Source organism: Terrabacter sp. Root181 (assembly GCF_001428505.1).
Lineage (GTDB): Bacteria > Actinomycetota > Actinomycetes > Actinomycetales > Dermatophilaceae > Terrabacter.
Genome location: NZ_LMHU01000001.1, coordinates 931,027 through 947,127, shown reverse-complemented (window position 1 = coordinate 947,127; position 16,101 = coordinate 931,027). Strand labels below are relative to the sequence as shown.

The following is a 16,101-nucleotide window of genomic DNA, read 5'->3' as shown; positions in this document are numbered from 1 at the left end:
GGATCACCTTGGTCTGGTCGCCTGTGAGTCAGGCGGAGACGGTCACGGCGGCGAGGTCGTAGGAGTTCGTCGCCCGGAGGTTGAGGTTCTGGACCCGCTTGCGCTTGGCGAGGACGTTGTTCGGCGTCCAGGCCCACACGGCCGGCCACTCCGCCCAGATCTTGTCCTGCGCCTGCTTGAGCAGGTCGTTGCGCTTGGCCTCGTCGGACTCGGCAGCGGCCTGGTCGAGCAGCGCGGTGATCTCGGGGACGACGAAGCCGTGGTAGGTGTCGCGCGTCTTCTCCTTCTCCGCCGTGCCGCCGTACTGGCCCTGGAGGTTCGTCAGCGCGAGCCCCGTCTGGTTGCCGTAGCCGTTGGCCAGGATGTCCCAGTCGCCGGCCTCGCCGCGACGCCAGGCGTTGATCTCGCCGCCCTTGGGGATCATCTTCAGCTCGGCCGTGACACCGACGGCGGCGAGCATCTGCGAAACGGCCTCGAGGACGCGTGACGCACCGGCGAACTCGGAGTCCTCCCAGATGATCCGCACCTTGAGGCCGGAGCCGCCGTTGTCGGCGAGCATCTGCTTGGCCTTGGCCACGTCGTAGGTGTACTCACCCGTCTTGGCGAACCCGGCCAGGGTCGTGGGCACGACACCTTCGGCCGAGGTGACCTGGCCGTTCATGAGCGCCTTGATGAGCGACTCGTGGTCGATCGCGTAGGTGAGCGCCTCGCGCACCTTCGGGTTGGCGAGCGGGCTACCCGCCGGCTTGCGGAAGTTGTAGAAGAGGTGGATGAGGCGCGTGCCGGGCGTCTCGATGACGTCGATGTCCGAGTTGGTCTTGAGGGACGTCGCGGACTCGGGCGTGATCGTGTCGATGACGTCGGTCTGGCCCGAGGTGATCGCGATGACGCGCGCGCCCTCCTCCTCCTGGTAGCCGACGTTGACCGTGTCGAGCTTGGCCGGCGTGCCCCAGTAGTTGTCGTTGCGCACGAGTCGGTAGGTGCCGGTGCCGGAGTCGGAGCTCGCGACGGTGAAGGGGCCGGTGCCGAGCCCGGAGTCGAGCTCCTCGGCCTTGTTGTCCTTGGCCGGGGTGATCAGGATGTTGGACATCAGCGAGTTGAGCGAGACGACGGGACTCTTCGTCGTCAGGGTGAAGGTCCGGTCGTCGATCTTGGCGAAGGTGGGCTGCTCGGGGAACTGCGAGGCGACGTAGCCGGCCTTGACCTCGAAGTAGAGCCGGAGCGCCGTCTCGACGTCCTCGACCGTGACCTTCGACTTGTCGGAGTAGTGGATGTCGTCGCGCAGCTTGACGGTCCACTCGGTGGGCTTGGTCTGCTCGAACGACTCGGCGAGCATGAGCTCGGGGGTGAGCTTGTCGCCGATCTTCGTCAGGGCCTCGCGCACGGCGCGCTGGACGGTGACGGCCGCGTCGTACTGGTTCAGCTTGTTGTCGAGGCTGACCAGGTTGCGGTTGAGCACGATGCTCAGTGTGCCCCCCGCAGCGCCTGCCCCGGCAGTGCTCGCGGTGGTGGCGGACTTGGGCCCGGCGCAGGCCGCGAGCGCGGGAGCGAAGAGTGCTCCGGCGCCGGCCAGCGAGGCGAACTTGAGAATCGAGCGACGCGAGACCTCGCGCGTCGACTGGTCAGACATGGGAAGCAGTGCAGGCTGCTGGGGCATCGGGACTCCTCGTTGAGCGGTGGCCTCCCCGTCGGCGGCGCACGATGCGCCCCTCGGGTTGGACCACCTTCGCACCGTTGCGCGATTCGCGCAATACCTGTAGCGTTTTTTGTGAAGAGACGGTTGGTCGTATGCCGTCCGGAGCACTCCCGGAGCACGCTGACCAACCCTTCGCCCCCACCGGCAAGGACGCCAATCTCCTTGCTGCACAGCCCAAGACACGCCCTGAGCGCCGTGAGGAGGAGACCATGACTGCACCGTCCCTGGGCATCGTCGCTGACGACCTGAGCGGCGCCGCCGAGTGCGCATCGCACGCACTTATGCGTGTTTCGCGCAGCATTGTGGTCCTGGCGGGCCGGGACGCGGATGCCACCATCGTGCATCCTGACGCACCCTGCACGGGCGCCGGCGGCACCGAGGACGAGCCCCTCGCGGTGGTCACCGTCGACACCGACTCGCGTCGACTCACCGAGCAGGAGGCCCAGGGCGCGGTCCGCGCAGCCGCCGGTCTCGTCGCCGGCGCACCCGTCGTCGTCAAGAAGGTCGACTCGCTGCTGCGAGGACACGTCGCCGCCGAGGTGTCCGCACTGGCCGAGGAGCTGCAGCGCACGCCGGTCGTCGCCGTCGCCAACCCGGCTCTCGAGCGGGTCGTGGTCGACGGCGTGCTCCACGTCGGTGGCACGCCCCTGCACCGCACCGACCTGTGGGCCGTCGAGGCGACCGCGGCGCCCGACCGGGTGGCCACAGCCCTGCACCCGCTCGCGACGGTCCTCGTGCCCCACTCGGTGGTCAGCCGTGGCGTCGCGGCCGTGGCCGAGGCTCTGGCGGCCGCCGCCGACGCCGGACTGGTCGCCGTCTGCGACGCCGTGACCGACGCCGACCTCGACGTCGTCCACGCGGCCGCCGTGGCCGCGAGCGCCGCCCGTGGGCGTGGCACCCTCCTCGTCGGCTCGGGAGCGCTGGCCGACGCCGCCGTGCGTGCCCTACCGCCAGAGCAGCGCCGCGGCCCCCGAATTGCGGGCCCGGAGCCCGACAACGCACCATTTGAGGGCCGCGGCGCCGAAACGGCGGGTGCGATGCGGTCCGCACCGTCCGTCGGGCCCGTCCGGTCCGTGCTCTTCGTGCTGGGCACGCGCGCCCCCGGCGTCTCGGCGCAGCTCGAGCAGCTCTGTGCCGCGCGGACCACGCACATGGTCCTCGTCCAGCCGGGCCGGCTGCTCGCCGACCCCGGGGTCGTACGCGCCGAGCTGGCCGCCCGAGGCCGCGGCAGTGTCGTCGTGGTGGCGCTCGACCCGGCCGCCCCCGCCGACCCGACCCGGTCGCGTGCCCTGACCGAGGCCCTCGCCACCGCGGTGGCGCCGCTGCTCGACGAGTACGACGGCGTGTTCCTCTCCGGCGGCGAGACGGCCCGTGCCGTCCTCGACCGGCTCGACGTGCACTCCCTCGAGGTCGTCGAGGAGGTCGAGACCGGCACCGTCGTGAGCCGCCTTCCCGGTGGGGGCCTCGTCGTCACCCGCCCGGGCAGCTTCGGCGACCCGACCTCGCTCGCCCGCGTCGCCACGCACCTGCTCGGCGCCGCACCCCCCGACACCACGCCAACTCACACCGCAACCCGCGCCACCCCCGGCGCGACCACCGAGGAGAACTCATGAGCGCCGCCCTTCCCCGCATCGCCGTGACCATGGGCGACGGCGCCGGCATCGGCCCCGAGATCATCGTCAAGGCCCTGGCCGACCCGCACGTCGCCACCATGGCGCGCGTCGTCGTCGTGGGTGACGCGATGCGCCTCAAGCAGGCCGCCGACATCGCGGGCGTCCCCGTCGACATCGTCACGATCGACGACGTCGAGGAGGCGAGCGAGATCCCCGGCCGCATCAACGTCATCGACCTCGCCCTGCTGCCCGAGGACCTGCCGTTCGGCCGGCTGTCCGCCGTCGCCGGCGATGCGGCCTACCACTACATCCGGGTCGCCTCCGAGCTCGCGATGGCGGGCAAGGTCCAGGCGATCTGCACGGCCCCGCTCAACAAGGAGGCGCTGCACGCCGGCGGCCACGTCTTCCCCGGGCACACCGAGCTGCTCGCCCACCTCACCGGCACTCCCGAGGTCTCGATGATGCTGTCGACCGAGCGGGTCAAGGTCATCCACGTGACGACCCACATCGGCCTCATCGACGCCGTCAACCGCATCGAGCCGGGGCTCGTCGAGCGCGTCATCCGCCGCGGCCACAAGGCCCTCGTCGACGCCGGCACCCCGAACCCGAAGATCGGCGTGTGCGGCATCAACCCGCACGCCGGCGAGAACGGCCTCTTCGGCTACGGCGAGGAGGCGTCGAAGATCAACCCCGCGGTCGAGGTCTGCCGGGCCGACGGCATCGACGTCCACGGCGCCCTGCCGGCCGACACCCTCTTCTTCCTCGCCGGCCGCGGCGACTACGACCTCGTCGTCGCGATGTACCACGACCAGGGCCACGGTCCGGTCAAGGTGCTCGGCCTCGAGGCCGGTGTCAACGTCACGATCGGCCTCCCCGTCATCCGGACGTCCGTCGACCACGGCACGGCTTTCGACATCGCCGGGACTGGCATCGCCGACCACCGCTCGATGATCGAGGCGCTGCGTCTGGGCGCGGAGATGGCGCCGCGGCCCGTGGACGCCTAGGGTGCCCAGCGTGGCGAAGCACACCGCACAGACGCGTCGGGGCGAGATCGTCCGCCTCGCCACCACCAGTGGGCTCGCGAGCGTGGAGGAGCTCTCCGACCAGCTCGGCGTGACCGCGTCGACGATCCGCCGCGACCTCGCCAAGCTGACGGCGCAGGGCAAGCTGGCCCGCACCTACGGCGGCGTCATGAGCCTCGCCCACCACCCCGAGGCCTCGTTGCGCCAGCGGCTGGGTGAGGCGCACGCCGCCAAGCGCGACATCGCGCGCTGGGCCGCCGACCAGATCGAGCCCGGTGAGACCGTGCTGCTCGATGCCGGCTCGACGATGGGCGCGCTCGCCGACGCCATCACCAAGACCCCCGAGCTGACCGAGCTGACCGTCGTCACGGCCGGCATCAGCGCCATGGGCACCCTCGCCGACAGCGTCGGCATCGACGTCATCGCCCTCGGCGGCCGGCTGCGGCCGCTCAGCCAGGCCTTCGTCGGGCCGCTCGCCGAGGCCGCCGTGCAGCGGCTCTCCTTCGACCGCGCTTTCATGGGTGCCGACAGCGTGCACGCCGAGCGCGGCATCTGCGAGGCCGACCTCGAGCAGACCCGGCTCAAGGAGCTCATGATGAGCCGGGCCGAGCACACCTACGTCCTCGCCCACGCCGACAAGCTCGGCCAGTCACCCTTCCACGCGTGGGCCGTGATGCCGCGCACGTGGACCCTCGTCACCGACGAGTCTGCCGATCCCCTTGCGCTGCAGGCCTTCCGCGACAACGGCATCGAGGTCGTCATCGCACCGCGCCGCGACTGAGTCAGTCCTCGAGCGGGGTCGTCATGACCCAGTCGCGCACCTGCGGCATGTCCTCGAGGTGCTCGACGATGTAGTCGTGGTGCTTCGCGAGCTGCGCCTCGCACCACGCCTTGACCTCGCTCGACCCGCGCACCTGCCGACCGGCGTTGTTGATGGCGTCCATGACGAGCGAGTAGCGGTCGACGCCGTTGCGCACGACCATGTCGAACGGTGTCGTGGTCGTGCCCTCCTCGCTGAACCCGCGCACGTGGAAGCGGTCGGCGTCGGGTCGGCCATGGACGAGCTGGTGGATCGCCCCGGGGTAGCCGTGGAAGGCGAAGACGACGTCGACGTGGTCGGTGAAGAGCTCGCCGAACCGCACGTCGTCCATGCCGTGGGGGTGGCTGCGCGCCCGCGGCAGTGTCATGAGGTCGACGACGTTGACGACGCGGACGCGCAGCTGCGGCAGCTTCTCCTTGAGGATCTGGGCCGCTGCGACGACCTCCATCGTCACGACGTCCCCCGCGCAGCCGAGCACGACGTCGGGGTCGCGGTCGCCGTCGTCGCTGCCCGCCCAGTCCCAGATGCCGGCGCCGGCCGCGCTGTGCGCGATCGCCTCGTCCATCGTCAGCCACTGCGGCTGGGGCTGCTTGTCGATGACGATGAGGTTGACGTAGTTCCTCGACCTGAAACAGTGGTCGGCAACGGACAGAAGGCAGTTCGCGTCCGGCGGCAGGTAGATGCGCGAGACGTCGCCCCGCGCGTTGAGGACGGTCTGGATGAGTCCCGGGCCCTGGTGCGAGAAGCCGTTGTGGTCGTTGCGCCACGCCGTCGAGGTCAGCAGGATGTTGAGGCTCGGCACCTCGGCCCGCCAGTCGAGCTTGTTGGCCTCCTGGAGCCACTTGCTGTGCTGCACGGTCATCGAGGCGCTCACCATCGCGAACGCCTCGTACGTCGCGAAGAGGCCGTGCCGACCGGTCAGCGTGTAGCCCTCAAGCCAGCCGTGGCACGAGTGCTCGGAGAGCACCTCCATGACCCGGCCCTCGTGCGAGAGCTTGAGGTCGTCGTCCGTGACCCGCTCGGCCGTCATCCGGTCTGACACGTCGAAGACGGCGCCGACCCGGTTGCTGTTCGTCTCGTCGGGGCTGAACAGGCGGAAGGTCGTCGGGTTGCGGACGTAGAGCTCGCGCATCATCTCGCCGATGGCGCGCGTGGACTCCTCCCGGACGGTCGCGGGCGTCGGCACGTCGCGCGCGAAGTCGCGGAAGTCGGGGATGTCGAGGTCGGTCGTCAGCGCGCCGCCGTTCGCGTGCGGCGAGGCGCTCATCCGCAGGGTGCCCTCCGGGTTGGCCTGCAGCACGAGGTCGGTCGGCCTTCCCGACGCGTCGAAGAGCTCGTCGGGCCGGTAGGAGCGCAGCCATGTCTCGAGGACGGCGAGGTGCTCGGGGTTGTCCTTGACGCCGGACAGCGGCACCTGGTGCGAGCGCCACGAGCCGGTCACCGGGATCCCGTCGACCTCCTCGGGACCGGTCCACCCCTTCGGCGTGCGCAGCACGATCAGGGGCCACCGCGGCCGCTCCCCCATGACCCACCCGTCGGCGCGGGCCTCCTGCTGGATGGCGCGGATCCGGCCGTATGCCGTCGCCAGCGTCTCCGCGAAGCGCTCGTGCATGCCCGGCACGTCGTCACCCTCGACCTCGAGCACGTCGTAGCCGTGGCCCTCGAGCAGGCTGCGCACCTCCGCGGGGTCCTTGCGGCCGAGCACCGTCGGGCCGGCGATCTTGTGGCCGTTGAGGTGCAGCACGGGCAGCACCGCCCCGTCGCGGCGCGGGTTGAGGAAGGAGATGCCCTTCCACGAGCCCTCGAGCGGGCCGGTCTCGGCCTCGCCGTCACCGACGACGGCGAGGGCCAGCAGGTCGGGGTTGTCCATGACGGCGCCGAAGGCGTGGACGAGCACGTAGCCGAGCTCGCCGCCCTCGTGGATCGAGCCCGGCGTCGTCACGGACACGTGGCTCGGGATGCCGCCGGGTGCCGAGAACTGGCGGAAGAGCCGCCTCACGCCGTCCTCGTCGCACGTCACGGCCGGGTAGATCTCGGAGTACGTGCCCTCGAGGTAGCCCGCGGCAACGAGGGCGGGGCCGCCGTGGCCGGGTCCCGTGAGGTAGATCGTCTGCTGGCCGGTGTGGCGGATGACCCTCGACATGTGGGTGTAGACGAACGACAGCCCGGGGCTGGTGCCCCAGTGGCCGAGCAGCCGCGGCTTGATGTCGTCCGGCACGAGCGGGCGCCGCAGCAGGGGGTTGTCCTGCAGGTAGATCTGCCCGATCGTCAGGTAGTTGTCGGCCCGCCACCACGCGTCCATCGACGCGATCTCGTCGGCGGTCGGGGCCGGCACCGCGATCGGGGCTGGCTCGGTGGTCGTGGCGGTCGTCGATGTCGTCACAGCAGGGCCTCTCGAGGGAAGAGATCGTCCCGTCGAGCCTCACCGACGGACGCCCCGCTGACAAGGGGACGAAGGTCCCTGAACCGGCCAGCCGGCCGGACGGCATACGCCCTCGGTGCGGGTGGGAGCGTCGAACGGGCCCGGGGACGGCAGTGGGCCGGTCCCCGTCGGGACCGGCCCACCCCACTCCGGAAGGTCAGCGGTTGAAGGCGTCCTTGACGTCGTCGCCCGCGTCCTTGAGCTGCTCGCCCCGCTGCTTGAGGTCTGCCGAGGCCTGGTCACGCTTGCCCTCGGCCTCGAGTCGCTCGTTGTCGGTGACCTTTCCGGTGGCTTCCTTGGCCTTGCCCTTCAGGTCTTCACCCATGTTCTTGGCCTTGTCCTCGGTACCCATGTCGGGGCTCCTTTCGCCTTCGCTCGGATACCACTCCCCCTACCCGGTCCCGGACGATCCTCACCAGAGGCGGTCACCGCGTCCGCAGAGGAGTCGCAGGTCATCGGCGTCGGTGGCGTTTGCGACACTGGGGTGGTGTCAGCGATCCCGGGTCCCGCGCCGGACCAGCCCGAAGCGCCCGCGTCATCCGGTCGTGCGCCCCAGACCCGCGACCTGAGCCGGTTCGCCTACCTCTCCATCGCTGCGGCGGTCGTCACCATCACGCTCAAGGTCATCGCATGGCGCATCACCGGCTCGGTGGGCCTGCTCTCCGACGCGGCCGAGTCGGTCGTCAACCTCGTCGCCGCCGTCGCCGTGCTCATCGCGCTCAAGGTCGCGGCGATGCCCGCCGACAAGAACCACCACTACGGGCACACCAAGGCCGAGTACTTCTCGGCGGCGGTCGAGGGGATGATGATCTTCGTCGCCGCCCTCGTGATCATGTACACCGCGGTCGAGCGCTTCCTGCACCCGCAGCCGATCGAGAACGTCGGCATCGGCCTGGCCATCTCCGTCGTCGCGTCGGCCGTCAACGGCGCCGTCGCGGTGGTCCTGCTGCGCGCCGGGCGCCAGCACCGCTCGCTCACGCTCACCGCGGACGGCAAGCACCTCATGACCGACGTGTGGACGTCCGCAGGCGTCGTCGTCGGCGTCCTCCTCGTCGGCCTCACCGGCATCGCCCGTCTCGACCCCGTCATCGCCTTCCTCGTCGGCATCAACATCGTCTGGACCGGGTGGAAGCTCATCCGCGAGTCGACCGAGGGCCTCATGGACATCTCGATGCCCAAGGAGGACAACAGCGCGATCGCCGAGATCCTGGCGCGCTTCGTCACGCGCGAGGTCCACTTCCACGCGCTGCGCACCCGCGTCTCGGGCCACCACCGCTTCGCCGAGGTGCACGTCCTCGTGCCCGGCGCGTGGACGGTGCAGCAGGGGCACGACCTCATGGAGGAGGTCGAGGAGGCCGTGCACCGCGAGTTCGGCGAGATCGCCCTGACCTGCCACCTCGAGCCCTCCGAGGACCCCCGGGCCTACGGCGACTACGCGGCCGAGTTCCCCATCCCGACGCACGACGACATCGTCGCTGCGCACGGGTCGACACCGCGGCGCGACGACCCGGCATGAGCCGCGCGCACGTCGTCCTGCCCTCGCCCATCGGCGAGCTGACCGTCGTCGCCGAGGAGGGCGCCATCACCCACGTGCTCATGGATGCCGCGAAGTACCGCCCCGAGGACCCCGCGGTCCTCGGCGAGGTCGGCGACCCGGCCGACGAGCCGTTCGCGGCCGCCGGCGTGCAGCTCGCCGCGTACTTCACCGGCGCGCTGACCGAGTTCGACCTCCCGCTCGCACCTCGGGGCGACGCCTTCCACCAGAAGGTGTGGGCGCTGCTGCGCGAGATCCCCTACGGCGAGACGCGCAGCTACGGCGACCTGGCGCGGGCGCTCGGCGACCGCAACCTCGCCCAGGCGGTCGGCACGGCCAACGGCCGCAACCCGATCGCCGTCGTCGTCCCGTGCCACCGCGTCATCGGCGCCGACGGTTCGCTCGTGGGGTACGCCGGTGGGCTGGACCGCAAGCGTTTCCTCCTCGCGCTCGAGGAGCCCCCCGCCGCCACCTCCGGCCGCCTCTTCTGACAGCGCCCAGCCGCACTCGAGTGGGCGGTCCGCCCCGTCCGTCACACTGGGTGACCTCACACTTCCGGAGGCCGGAGCGTCTACAGGGCATGAAGCGACCGTTCGAGCAGGCCGTCACCGAGCACGGGGCCGTGGTGCTGCGCGTCTGCCGCGCCGTGCTCGGCCCGACCGAGGCCGACGACGCATGGTCCGAGACCTTCCTCTCGGCCCTGCGGGCCTGGCCCGACCTGCCCGACGACGCGAACGTCCGGGCCTGGCTCGTCACCATCGCGCACCGCAAGGCCGTCGACGTCGCCCGCGCCGGCGCCCGTCGGGCCGTGCCGGTCGCGGTGGTGCCCGATGCCACAGCCCCTCGCGCCGACCAGCCGGAGGAGGCCCTGCCCGACGGGGACCTCTGGACGGCGGTCGCCGCCCTCCCCGAGAAGCAGCGCCTCTGCGTGGCCTACCACCACGTCGCCGGGCTGCCCCACCCCGAGGTCGCCCGCATCGTCGGCGGAACGCCCGCGGCAGCACGCCGTGCGGCAGCCGACGGCATCGCGCGGCTCCGGTCCACCTACGCCCCCCACGGAAGGGTGAGCACCCATGTCTGACAACCCGATCCAGCTCCTGACGGAGCCCGCCTCCGGCGAGGACGAGCGCCTCGCCGCCCTCCACGCCGCCCTGGTCACCCGCGCTTCGGCGGAGTCCTCCCTCGACGTGACCTACCGCCTCCTCGACTCGCCGGTCGGACCGCTCCTGCTCGCAGCGACCGAGAACGGGGTCGTACGCGTCGCCTTCGAGATCGAGGACCACGACCGCGTTCTCGAGTCGCTCGGGTCGTCGGTCGGATCGCGGATCCTCCGCGGGGGTGTCCGCCTCGACCCGCTGGCGCGCGAGCTCGACGACTACTTCGCCGGGCGCCGGCAGGGATTCGACGTCCCGCTCGACCTGCGGCTGGCCCGCGGTTTCCGGCTCACCGTGCTGCGGCACCTGGGCGAGATCCCGTACGGCTCGACCGAGAGCTACGGCGAGGTCGCCGTGGCGTCCGGCAGCCCGCGGGCCGTGCGGGCCGTCGGGTCGGCGTGCGCGACGAACCCGCTGCCGATCATCGTCCCGTGCCACCGCGTCGTCCGTTCGGACGGCTCCCTCGGCGGCTACCTCGGCGGTCTCCCCACGAAGAAGCGCCTCCTCGCCCTCGAGCGCGCCGCCTGACCCGCAGCTGCCGTGACCGGGTGCTCACTCGAGTGGGACGGGACCTCACTCGAGTGGGACGGGGGGCGGGATCGGCGATCGCCCTCCGCGGCCCTGCCGCGGTGCCATGCTGAGGCGGTGACCGACACGACGAAGCCCGCGGTCGAGGAGGCCCTGGCGCCCGCCGCCCTGGTCAAGCTCGTCAACCCCGTCATGCGGTGGGTGCTGTCGTCGCCCCTGCACGGCATCGCGAGCAAGGGCCTGCTGGTCCTGCACGTGACCGGGCGGCGCACGGGCCGCGTCTACGACGTCCCGGTCGGCCGCCACGAGCTCGACGGGCAGCTCATGACCTACGGGGGCGGCGCCTGGCGGGCCAACCTCCGGGGCGGGGCCGACCTCGAGGTGACGGTCGACGGACGGCGACGCCGTGCGCACGCGGTCCTCGAGGAGGATCCCGACCGCGTCGCGGAGGTCTTCGACCGGCTCCTCGAGCGGCTCGGACCCAAGCGGGCCAACCGGGTGGCCCTCAAGGTCAACGTCGACCGTCCGCCGACCCTCGACGAGGTGCGCGCCGGAACGGCCGGCCGCGCCCTGGTGCTCATCACCCTCCTCGACTGACCCACCGACCCCGGCCGCTGGGACGGGGCGCTCACTCGACTGGGACGGGACGCTCACTCGAGTGACGGGTGGGACGATCGGGGGCATGCGTCCCGGAGATCCGTCGTGAGCTGGCCCGTGCGTGCGACCGAGGTCGTCTACGAGAACCCGTGGATCCGCGTGCGCGAGGACGTCGTGACCCGACCCGACGGCACCGATGGCATCTACGGCGTCGTCGAGCTGCAGCGGCCGGCCGTCTTCGTCGTGGCCCTCACCGACGACGACGAGGTGGTCCTCGTGACGCTCGACCGGCACACGGTCGGCACCTCCGTCGAGGTCCCGGCAGGAGGCACCGACGGCGAGGACCCGCTCGCGGCCGCCCGCCGCGAGCTCGTCGAGGAGACCGGGCTCGTCGCTCGGGACTGGCGTCAGGTCGGCACCATGAACGCCCTCAACGGCGTGTGCCGCGCACCGGAGGTCGTCTTCCTCGCGCGCGGGCTCGAGCCGGCCCCGGGCGCCGCCGACACCAACGCCCGCGCCGAGGAGGGGATCCGTGAGGTCCGCCGCGCCCCGGTCCGCGACGTCCTCGGGCTCGTCCGCGACGGCGCCATCACCGACGGCGAGACGATCGCCGCGCTGATGCTCGCCCTCGTGGCGCTCGACCGAGTGTCCTGACGCCGGGCGTCGCGAGCCCGAGCCAGGGCCGACCGCACGACGACGACCGCACCACACGGCATACGCCATCTCGCGAATCCCGGCCCGGGTGCAACGGTTCGACGCGCCGCCGTGTCCTAGGGGGTGTACGACACTGACAGCCAGACGATCGGCACCACCGACGACGACCGGGACCGGCGGGAGCACATGAGACGCAGGGACGAGGCGGCGTTCCGCAGCTTCGTGGAGGAGCGGCAGACGATGCTGCGCCGACGCGCCTACCTGCTCTGCGGCAACTGGGCCGACGGCGACGAGCTCGTCCAGGAGGCGCTCGCCCGCGTCTACGTCGCGTGGCCGCGGATCGCCACCGGCGCCGAGACGGCCTACACGAGACGCACGATGATGAACCTCTACCTCAACGACCAGCGCAAACGACGTCGCGAGGTGCTCACCGACCAGGCACCCGAGCCGGCGACCACCGACCACGACCGCGAGCTCGCGATGACCCTCACCGACCTGCTGCGCGACCTCCCTGAGAAGCAGCGCGCCGTCCTCGTCCTCCGCTTCTGGGAGGACCTCACGGTGCCCCAGATCGCCGAGTGCACGGGCGTGGCCGAGGGCACCATCAAGAGCCAGATCTCGCGCGGGCTCGCCGCCCTGCGCGACCGGCTGGCCGAACCACCACTGACCGGGGCGGGAGCTTTCCCATGAGCGACGACACGACACGCGGGCCCGGCGCCGCGCCGGAGGAGGGCGAGCTCCAGCTGCGAAAGGCGCTGTCCACCATGAACGACCTCGAACCACCCCGCGACGACCTCTTCGCCCAGCGCGCCCTGATGCGCGGGCGGGCCCGCACCTCCCGCCGCCGGTCAGCGCTGCTCGGCGCGGCAGCCGCCGTCGTCGTGGTCGGCGCCGTCGGCGGCACCTGGGCGCTCGGCGACCACGGCGCGTCGTCGAGCAGCGCCAGCGCGGGCTCGGCGCCCGAGGTCATGAAGGACGCGACGGGGAGCGCCGGCGCGGACAACGGCGCCCGATCGCCCCAGACCCTCACCGGCAGCGAGGCGCCCACGGGCGTCGACCTCGTCCCGTCCGCCCCACCTGCTCGCGACACGACCCGGTGGTTCGGCACGCTCTCGACGCCGCAGACCAACGCGTTCGACGCCGTCGAGCCCACCGTGGCCGCGCGCTGGCCCGACGTCTTCTCGGGGGCGTATGCCGCCGACCCCGCAGGTGCCCGCGTGGCCGTCGTGGTCACCCGGCACGACCCCGGCCTCGAGGCCTTCGTGGCCGCCGCGATGCCGTCACCGACCGATGTGGAGTTCGTCGTCATGAGCCATTCCCTGGCCGAGAAGGAGAAGGTCGCGAAGGAGATCCTCGACCAGCGGATGCTGTGGCGCTCCAAGGGGATCGAGATCATCGCCGTGACGCAGGACGCCCGCGGCGACCAGGTCGTCGTCATGGCCGACGAGGGCTCGTCGCCCGGGCTCATCGCCCAGCAGTACGGCGACATCGTGCGCGTGGTCCCGTCGACCCAGACGGCGCCCGGCAAGCTGCCGGACGGCAGCACGCTGCCGACCCTGCAGCAGTAGGCGGGCACGGCGTCGGGTGCCGCGGTTAGGCTGCTCGGCATGGAGCAGCCGACCCCTCCGCAGGCACCGATCAGCCCGCTCGACGCGCTGCGCCGCATCTGCTTCCTCCTCGAGCGGGGGCGCGAGAGCAGCTACCGCGTCGACGCGTTCCGCAAGACCATCGAGGCGATCACGCTCATCAGCGACGATGAGCTGAAGGAGCGCGTCGAGGCCGGAACCCTCAAGCAGATCAAGGGAATCGGCGACTCGAGCGCCGCGATCATCGGCCAGGCGGTGCGCGGCGTCCTGCCGGCCTACCTGGTCTCGGCGGAAGAGAAGCACGGCGCGCCGCTCACCACCGGCGGCGCCGACCTCTACGCCGCCCTCCGCGGAGACCTGCACGCCCACTCCAACTGGAGCGACGGCGGCAGCCCGATCGAGGAGATGGTGCTCGCCGCCGTCGAGCTCGGGCAGGAGTGGATGGCGCTGACCGACCACTCGCCGCGCCTCACCGTCGCCAACGGCCTGAGCCGGGCCCGCCTCGCCGACCAGCTGAAGCGTGTCGACGCGATCAACGCGAGCCTTGGCGACGCGTTCACGCTCCTCAGGGGCATCGAGGTCGACATCCACCTCGACGGCACGCTCGACCAGGACGACGACATGCTCGACCAGCTCGACGTCGTCACCGCCTCGATCCACTCCAAGCTGCGGCAGCCCTCGTTCGAGATGACGCCCCGCATGGTGGCCGCCGTGCGCAACCCGCACACCAACGTGCTCGCCCACTGCACCGGCCAGCTCGTGACGGGCAACCGCGGCAAGCGTCCGCCGTCGCAGTTCGACGCCGAGAAGGTCTTCCGGGCCTGCCTCGAGCACGACGTCGCCGTCGAGATCAACTCGCGTCCGGAGCGGTGTGACCCGCCCGACGAGCTCATCGAGCTGGCCCGCGACCTCGGCTGCCTCTTCACCATCGACTCCGACGCGCACGCACCCGGACAGCTCGACATGAAGTCTCTCGGCTGTGAGCGCGCCGAGCGCCTCGGCATCCCCGCCGAACGCATCGTCACGACGTGGCCCGTCGACGAGGTCCGGGCCTGGGCGAAGGGGTGACCGGAGGGGTTGCCGAAGGGGCTCCGGACGGCCGTTCGGAGGCGATTTGGACGGTGCCGGAATCTCCCATATAGTTTCGACGTCCCAACGGATAGGTCGGGCAGGTCCCCATCGTCTAGCGGCCTAGGACTCCGCCCTTTCACGGCGGCAGCACGGGTTCGAATCCCGTTGGGGATACGCAGTACAGTTCGACACGCACCACCCAGTAAGGCCCCGTAGCGCAGTTGGTTAGCGCGCCGCCCTGTCACGGCGGAGGTCGCCGGTTCGAGCCCGGTCGGGGTCGCAAGACACCAGAAGCGCCGCTCTCATCAGAGAGCGGCGCTTCTCGCATGTGGGGGTCCTCGTAGGCTGTGCCCTGTGCGGATCGCGGTGCTCGACGACTACCAGGGCGTGGCCCTGTCCAGCGCCGACTGGTCGCCGGTCACCGACCACCCGGGCTCCCCCTGCTCGGTCGAGGTGTTCCGGGACCACGTCAGCGAGGCAGGAGCGCTCGTCGAGCGGCTCGCGCCCTACGACGCCGTCGTCGTCATGCGCGAGCGCACCCCGCTGCCGGCCGCGGTCCTGGCCTCGCTCCCCCGGCTGCGGCTCGTCGTCACGACCGGCCGCCGCAACCCGAGCATCGACGTCGCGGCCGCCACCGCGGCCGGCATCACCGTCTGCGGCACCGAGAGCCTGGCGACGGCACCGGCCGAGCTCACCTGGGCCCTCGTCCTCGGGCTGGTGCGACACCTCGTCCCCGAGTCCACGGCCGTGCACGACGGCGGCTGGCAGACGACCGTCGGTCGCGACCTCGCGGGCCACACGCTCGGCCTGCTCGGCCTCGGTCGCATCGGCACGCAGGTCGCCGCGGTCGGCCGCGCGTTCGGGATGGACGTCGTCGCGTGGAGCCGCAGCCTCACCCCCGAGCGGGCGGCGCAGGCGGGCGTCCGATCGGCCCCGCTCGACGACGTGCTGTCCGGCTCAGACGTCGTCTCGATCCACCTCGTCCTCGCCGAGGGCACCCGCGGCCTCGTCGGCGAGCGCGAGCTGGCGCTCATGCGACCCGACGCGATGCTCGTCAACACCTCCCGGGGCCCGATCGTCGACGAGCGCGCCCTCCTGGCGGCTCTCGACCGTGGCCACCTCGGAGGCGTCGGACTCGACGTCTTCGACGTGGAGCCCCTGCCCGTCGACCACCCCCTGCGCACCGCGCCGCGCACGCTGCTGACGCCGCACCTCGGCTACGTGACGCGCGACGTCTACGCGACGTTCTTCAGCGGCGTCGTCGAGGACGTGACGGCATACCTCGACGGCTCCCCGATCCGAGCGCTCTGACCATCGTCGGGCGCGAGGTCGCGCGTTCGCCGCGTCCTGGCGCCCGACCTGCCCACCCGAGGGCGTATGCCGTGCGCCCGGCCCCGCCCGTGA

The 16,101-nt window shown here is 71.7% G+C and carries 16 protein-coding genes and 2 tRNA genes; 15 read left to right on the top strand and 3 right to left on the bottom strand.

Annotation, left to right across the window (positions count from 1 at the left end; genetic code table 11):
- Positions 1–28: 28 nt before the first annotated feature.
- Complete coding sequence (locus ASD90_RS04360) at positions 29–1,630, bottom strand: ABC transporter substrate-binding protein (RefSeq protein WP_056752091.1); 1,602 nt, start codon at positions 1,628–1,630, stop codon at positions 29–31.
- A gap of 275 nt (positions 1,631–1,905) precedes the next feature.
- Between ASD90_RS04360 and ASD90_RS24185 the strand changes: the two genes are divergently transcribed.
- Genes ASD90_RS24185 through ASD90_RS04345 form a run of 3 tightly spaced genes read left to right on the top strand, consistent with a single transcriptional unit; the run spans position 1,906 to position 5,112 of the window.
- Entirely contained in the window at positions 1,906–3,309 is a 1,404-nt protein-coding gene (locus tag ASD90_RS24185) for a four-carbon acid sugar kinase family protein (RefSeq protein WP_056752088.1), read from the top strand.
- On the top strand, positions 3,306–4,313 hold the full coding sequence (gene pdxA / locus ASD90_RS24180; protein ID WP_056752084.1) for a 4-hydroxythreonine-4-phosphate dehydrogenase PdxA: 1,008 nt from the start codon (positions 3,306–3,308) through the stop codon (positions 4,311–4,313). Before ASD90_RS24185 ends, pdxA begins: the two co-directional genes overlap by 4 nt.
- Positions 4,314–4,323: 10 nt before the next feature.
- Positions 4,324–5,112 carry a DeoR/GlpR family DNA-binding transcription regulator gene (locus ASD90_RS04345; RefSeq protein WP_056754425.1) on the top strand — a complete coding sequence of 263 codons (789 nt, stop codon included), beginning with the start codon at positions 4,324–4,326 and terminating at the stop codon, positions 5,110–5,112.
- Position 5,113: 1 nt separating this feature from the next.
- Here ASD90_RS04345 and ASD90_RS04340 read toward each other — a convergent pair whose 3' ends face one another.
- The gene (locus ASD90_RS04340; protein WP_255358542.1) at positions 5,114–7,534 is read right to left on the bottom strand and encodes a phosphoketolase; all 2,421 of its coding nucleotides are present in this window, start codon (positions 7,532–7,534) and stop codon (positions 5,114–5,116) included.
- Between the two features lie 196 nt (positions 7,535–7,730).
- Positions 7,731–7,925: a CsbD family protein gene (locus ASD90_RS04335; protein WP_056752081.1), complete on the bottom strand. Its 195-nt coding sequence runs from the start codon at positions 7,923–7,925 to the stop codon at positions 7,731–7,733.
- Positions 7,926–8,069: 144 nt separating this feature from the next.
- Here ASD90_RS04335 and ASD90_RS04330 point away from each other — a divergent pair, with 144 nt between their 5' ends.
- The 12 genes from ASD90_RS04330 (at position 8,070) to ASD90_RS04275 (ending at position 16,008) form a co-directional block, all read left to right on the top strand.
- Entirely contained in the window at positions 8,070–9,089 is a 1,020-nt protein-coding gene (locus tag ASD90_RS04330; RefSeq protein WP_056754419.1) for a cation diffusion facilitator family transporter, read from the top strand.
- On the top strand, positions 9,086–9,598 hold the full coding sequence (locus ASD90_RS04325; RefSeq protein WP_056752078.1) for a methylated-DNA--[protein]-cysteine S-methyltransferase: 513 nt from the start codon (positions 9,086–9,088) through the stop codon (positions 9,596–9,598). The genes ASD90_RS04330 and ASD90_RS04325 overlap by 4 nt, the downstream gene beginning before the upstream one ends.
- 89 nt (positions 9,599–9,687) lie before the next feature.
- The gene (locus tag ASD90_RS04320; protein WP_056752074.1) at positions 9,688–10,188 is read left to right on the top strand and encodes an RNA polymerase sigma factor; all 501 of its coding nucleotides are present in this window, start codon (positions 9,688–9,690) and stop codon (positions 10,186–10,188) included.
- Entirely contained in the window at positions 10,181–10,789 is a 609-nt protein-coding gene (locus ASD90_RS04315) for a methylated-DNA--[protein]-cysteine S-methyltransferase (RefSeq protein WP_056752071.1), read from the top strand. Before ASD90_RS04320 ends, ASD90_RS04315 begins: the two co-directional genes overlap by 8 nt.
- A 117-nt stretch (positions 10,790–10,906) precedes the next feature.
- On the top strand, positions 10,907–11,386 hold the full coding sequence (locus tag ASD90_RS04310) for a nitroreductase/quinone reductase family protein (protein ID WP_056752068.1): 480 nt from the start codon (positions 10,907–10,909) through the stop codon (positions 11,384–11,386).
- Between the two features lie 105 nt (positions 11,387–11,491).
- A complete protein-coding gene (locus tag ASD90_RS04305) occupies positions 11,492–12,040 on the top strand; it encodes an NUDIX domain-containing protein (RefSeq protein ID WP_056752065.1) in 549 nt (182 codons plus the stop codon).
- Positions 12,041–12,163: 123 nt separating this feature from the next.
- The gene (locus ASD90_RS04300) at positions 12,164–12,730 is read left to right on the top strand and encodes a SigE family RNA polymerase sigma factor (RefSeq protein ID WP_082588471.1); all 567 of its coding nucleotides are present in this window, start codon (positions 12,164–12,166) and stop codon (positions 12,728–12,730) included.
- Positions 12,727–13,608, top strand: a complete 882-nt coding sequence (locus ASD90_RS04295; RefSeq protein WP_056752063.1) for a hypothetical protein — start codon at positions 12,727–12,729, stop codon at positions 13,606–13,608. Before ASD90_RS04300 ends, ASD90_RS04295 begins: the two co-directional genes overlap by 4 nt.
- A gap of 39 nt (positions 13,609–13,647) precedes the next feature.
- Positions 13,648–14,694: a PHP domain-containing protein gene (locus ASD90_RS04290; protein ID WP_056752061.1), complete on the top strand. Its 1,047-nt coding sequence runs from the start codon at positions 13,648–13,650 to the stop codon at positions 14,692–14,694.
- A 104-nt stretch (positions 14,695–14,798) separates the two neighbouring features.
- Positions 14,799–14,871: transfer RNA gene (locus tag ASD90_RS04285), tRNA-Glu, on the top strand.
- A gap of 32 nt (positions 14,872–14,903) precedes the next feature.
- Positions 14,904–14,977: transfer RNA gene (locus tag ASD90_RS04280), tRNA-Asp, on the top strand.
- A gap of 74 nt (positions 14,978–15,051) precedes the next feature.
- Complete coding sequence (locus tag ASD90_RS04275; RefSeq protein ID WP_082588470.1) at positions 15,052–16,008, top strand: D-2-hydroxyacid dehydrogenase family protein; 957 nt, start codon at positions 15,052–15,054, stop codon at positions 16,006–16,008.
- Positions 16,009–16,101 lie beyond the last annotated feature (93 nt).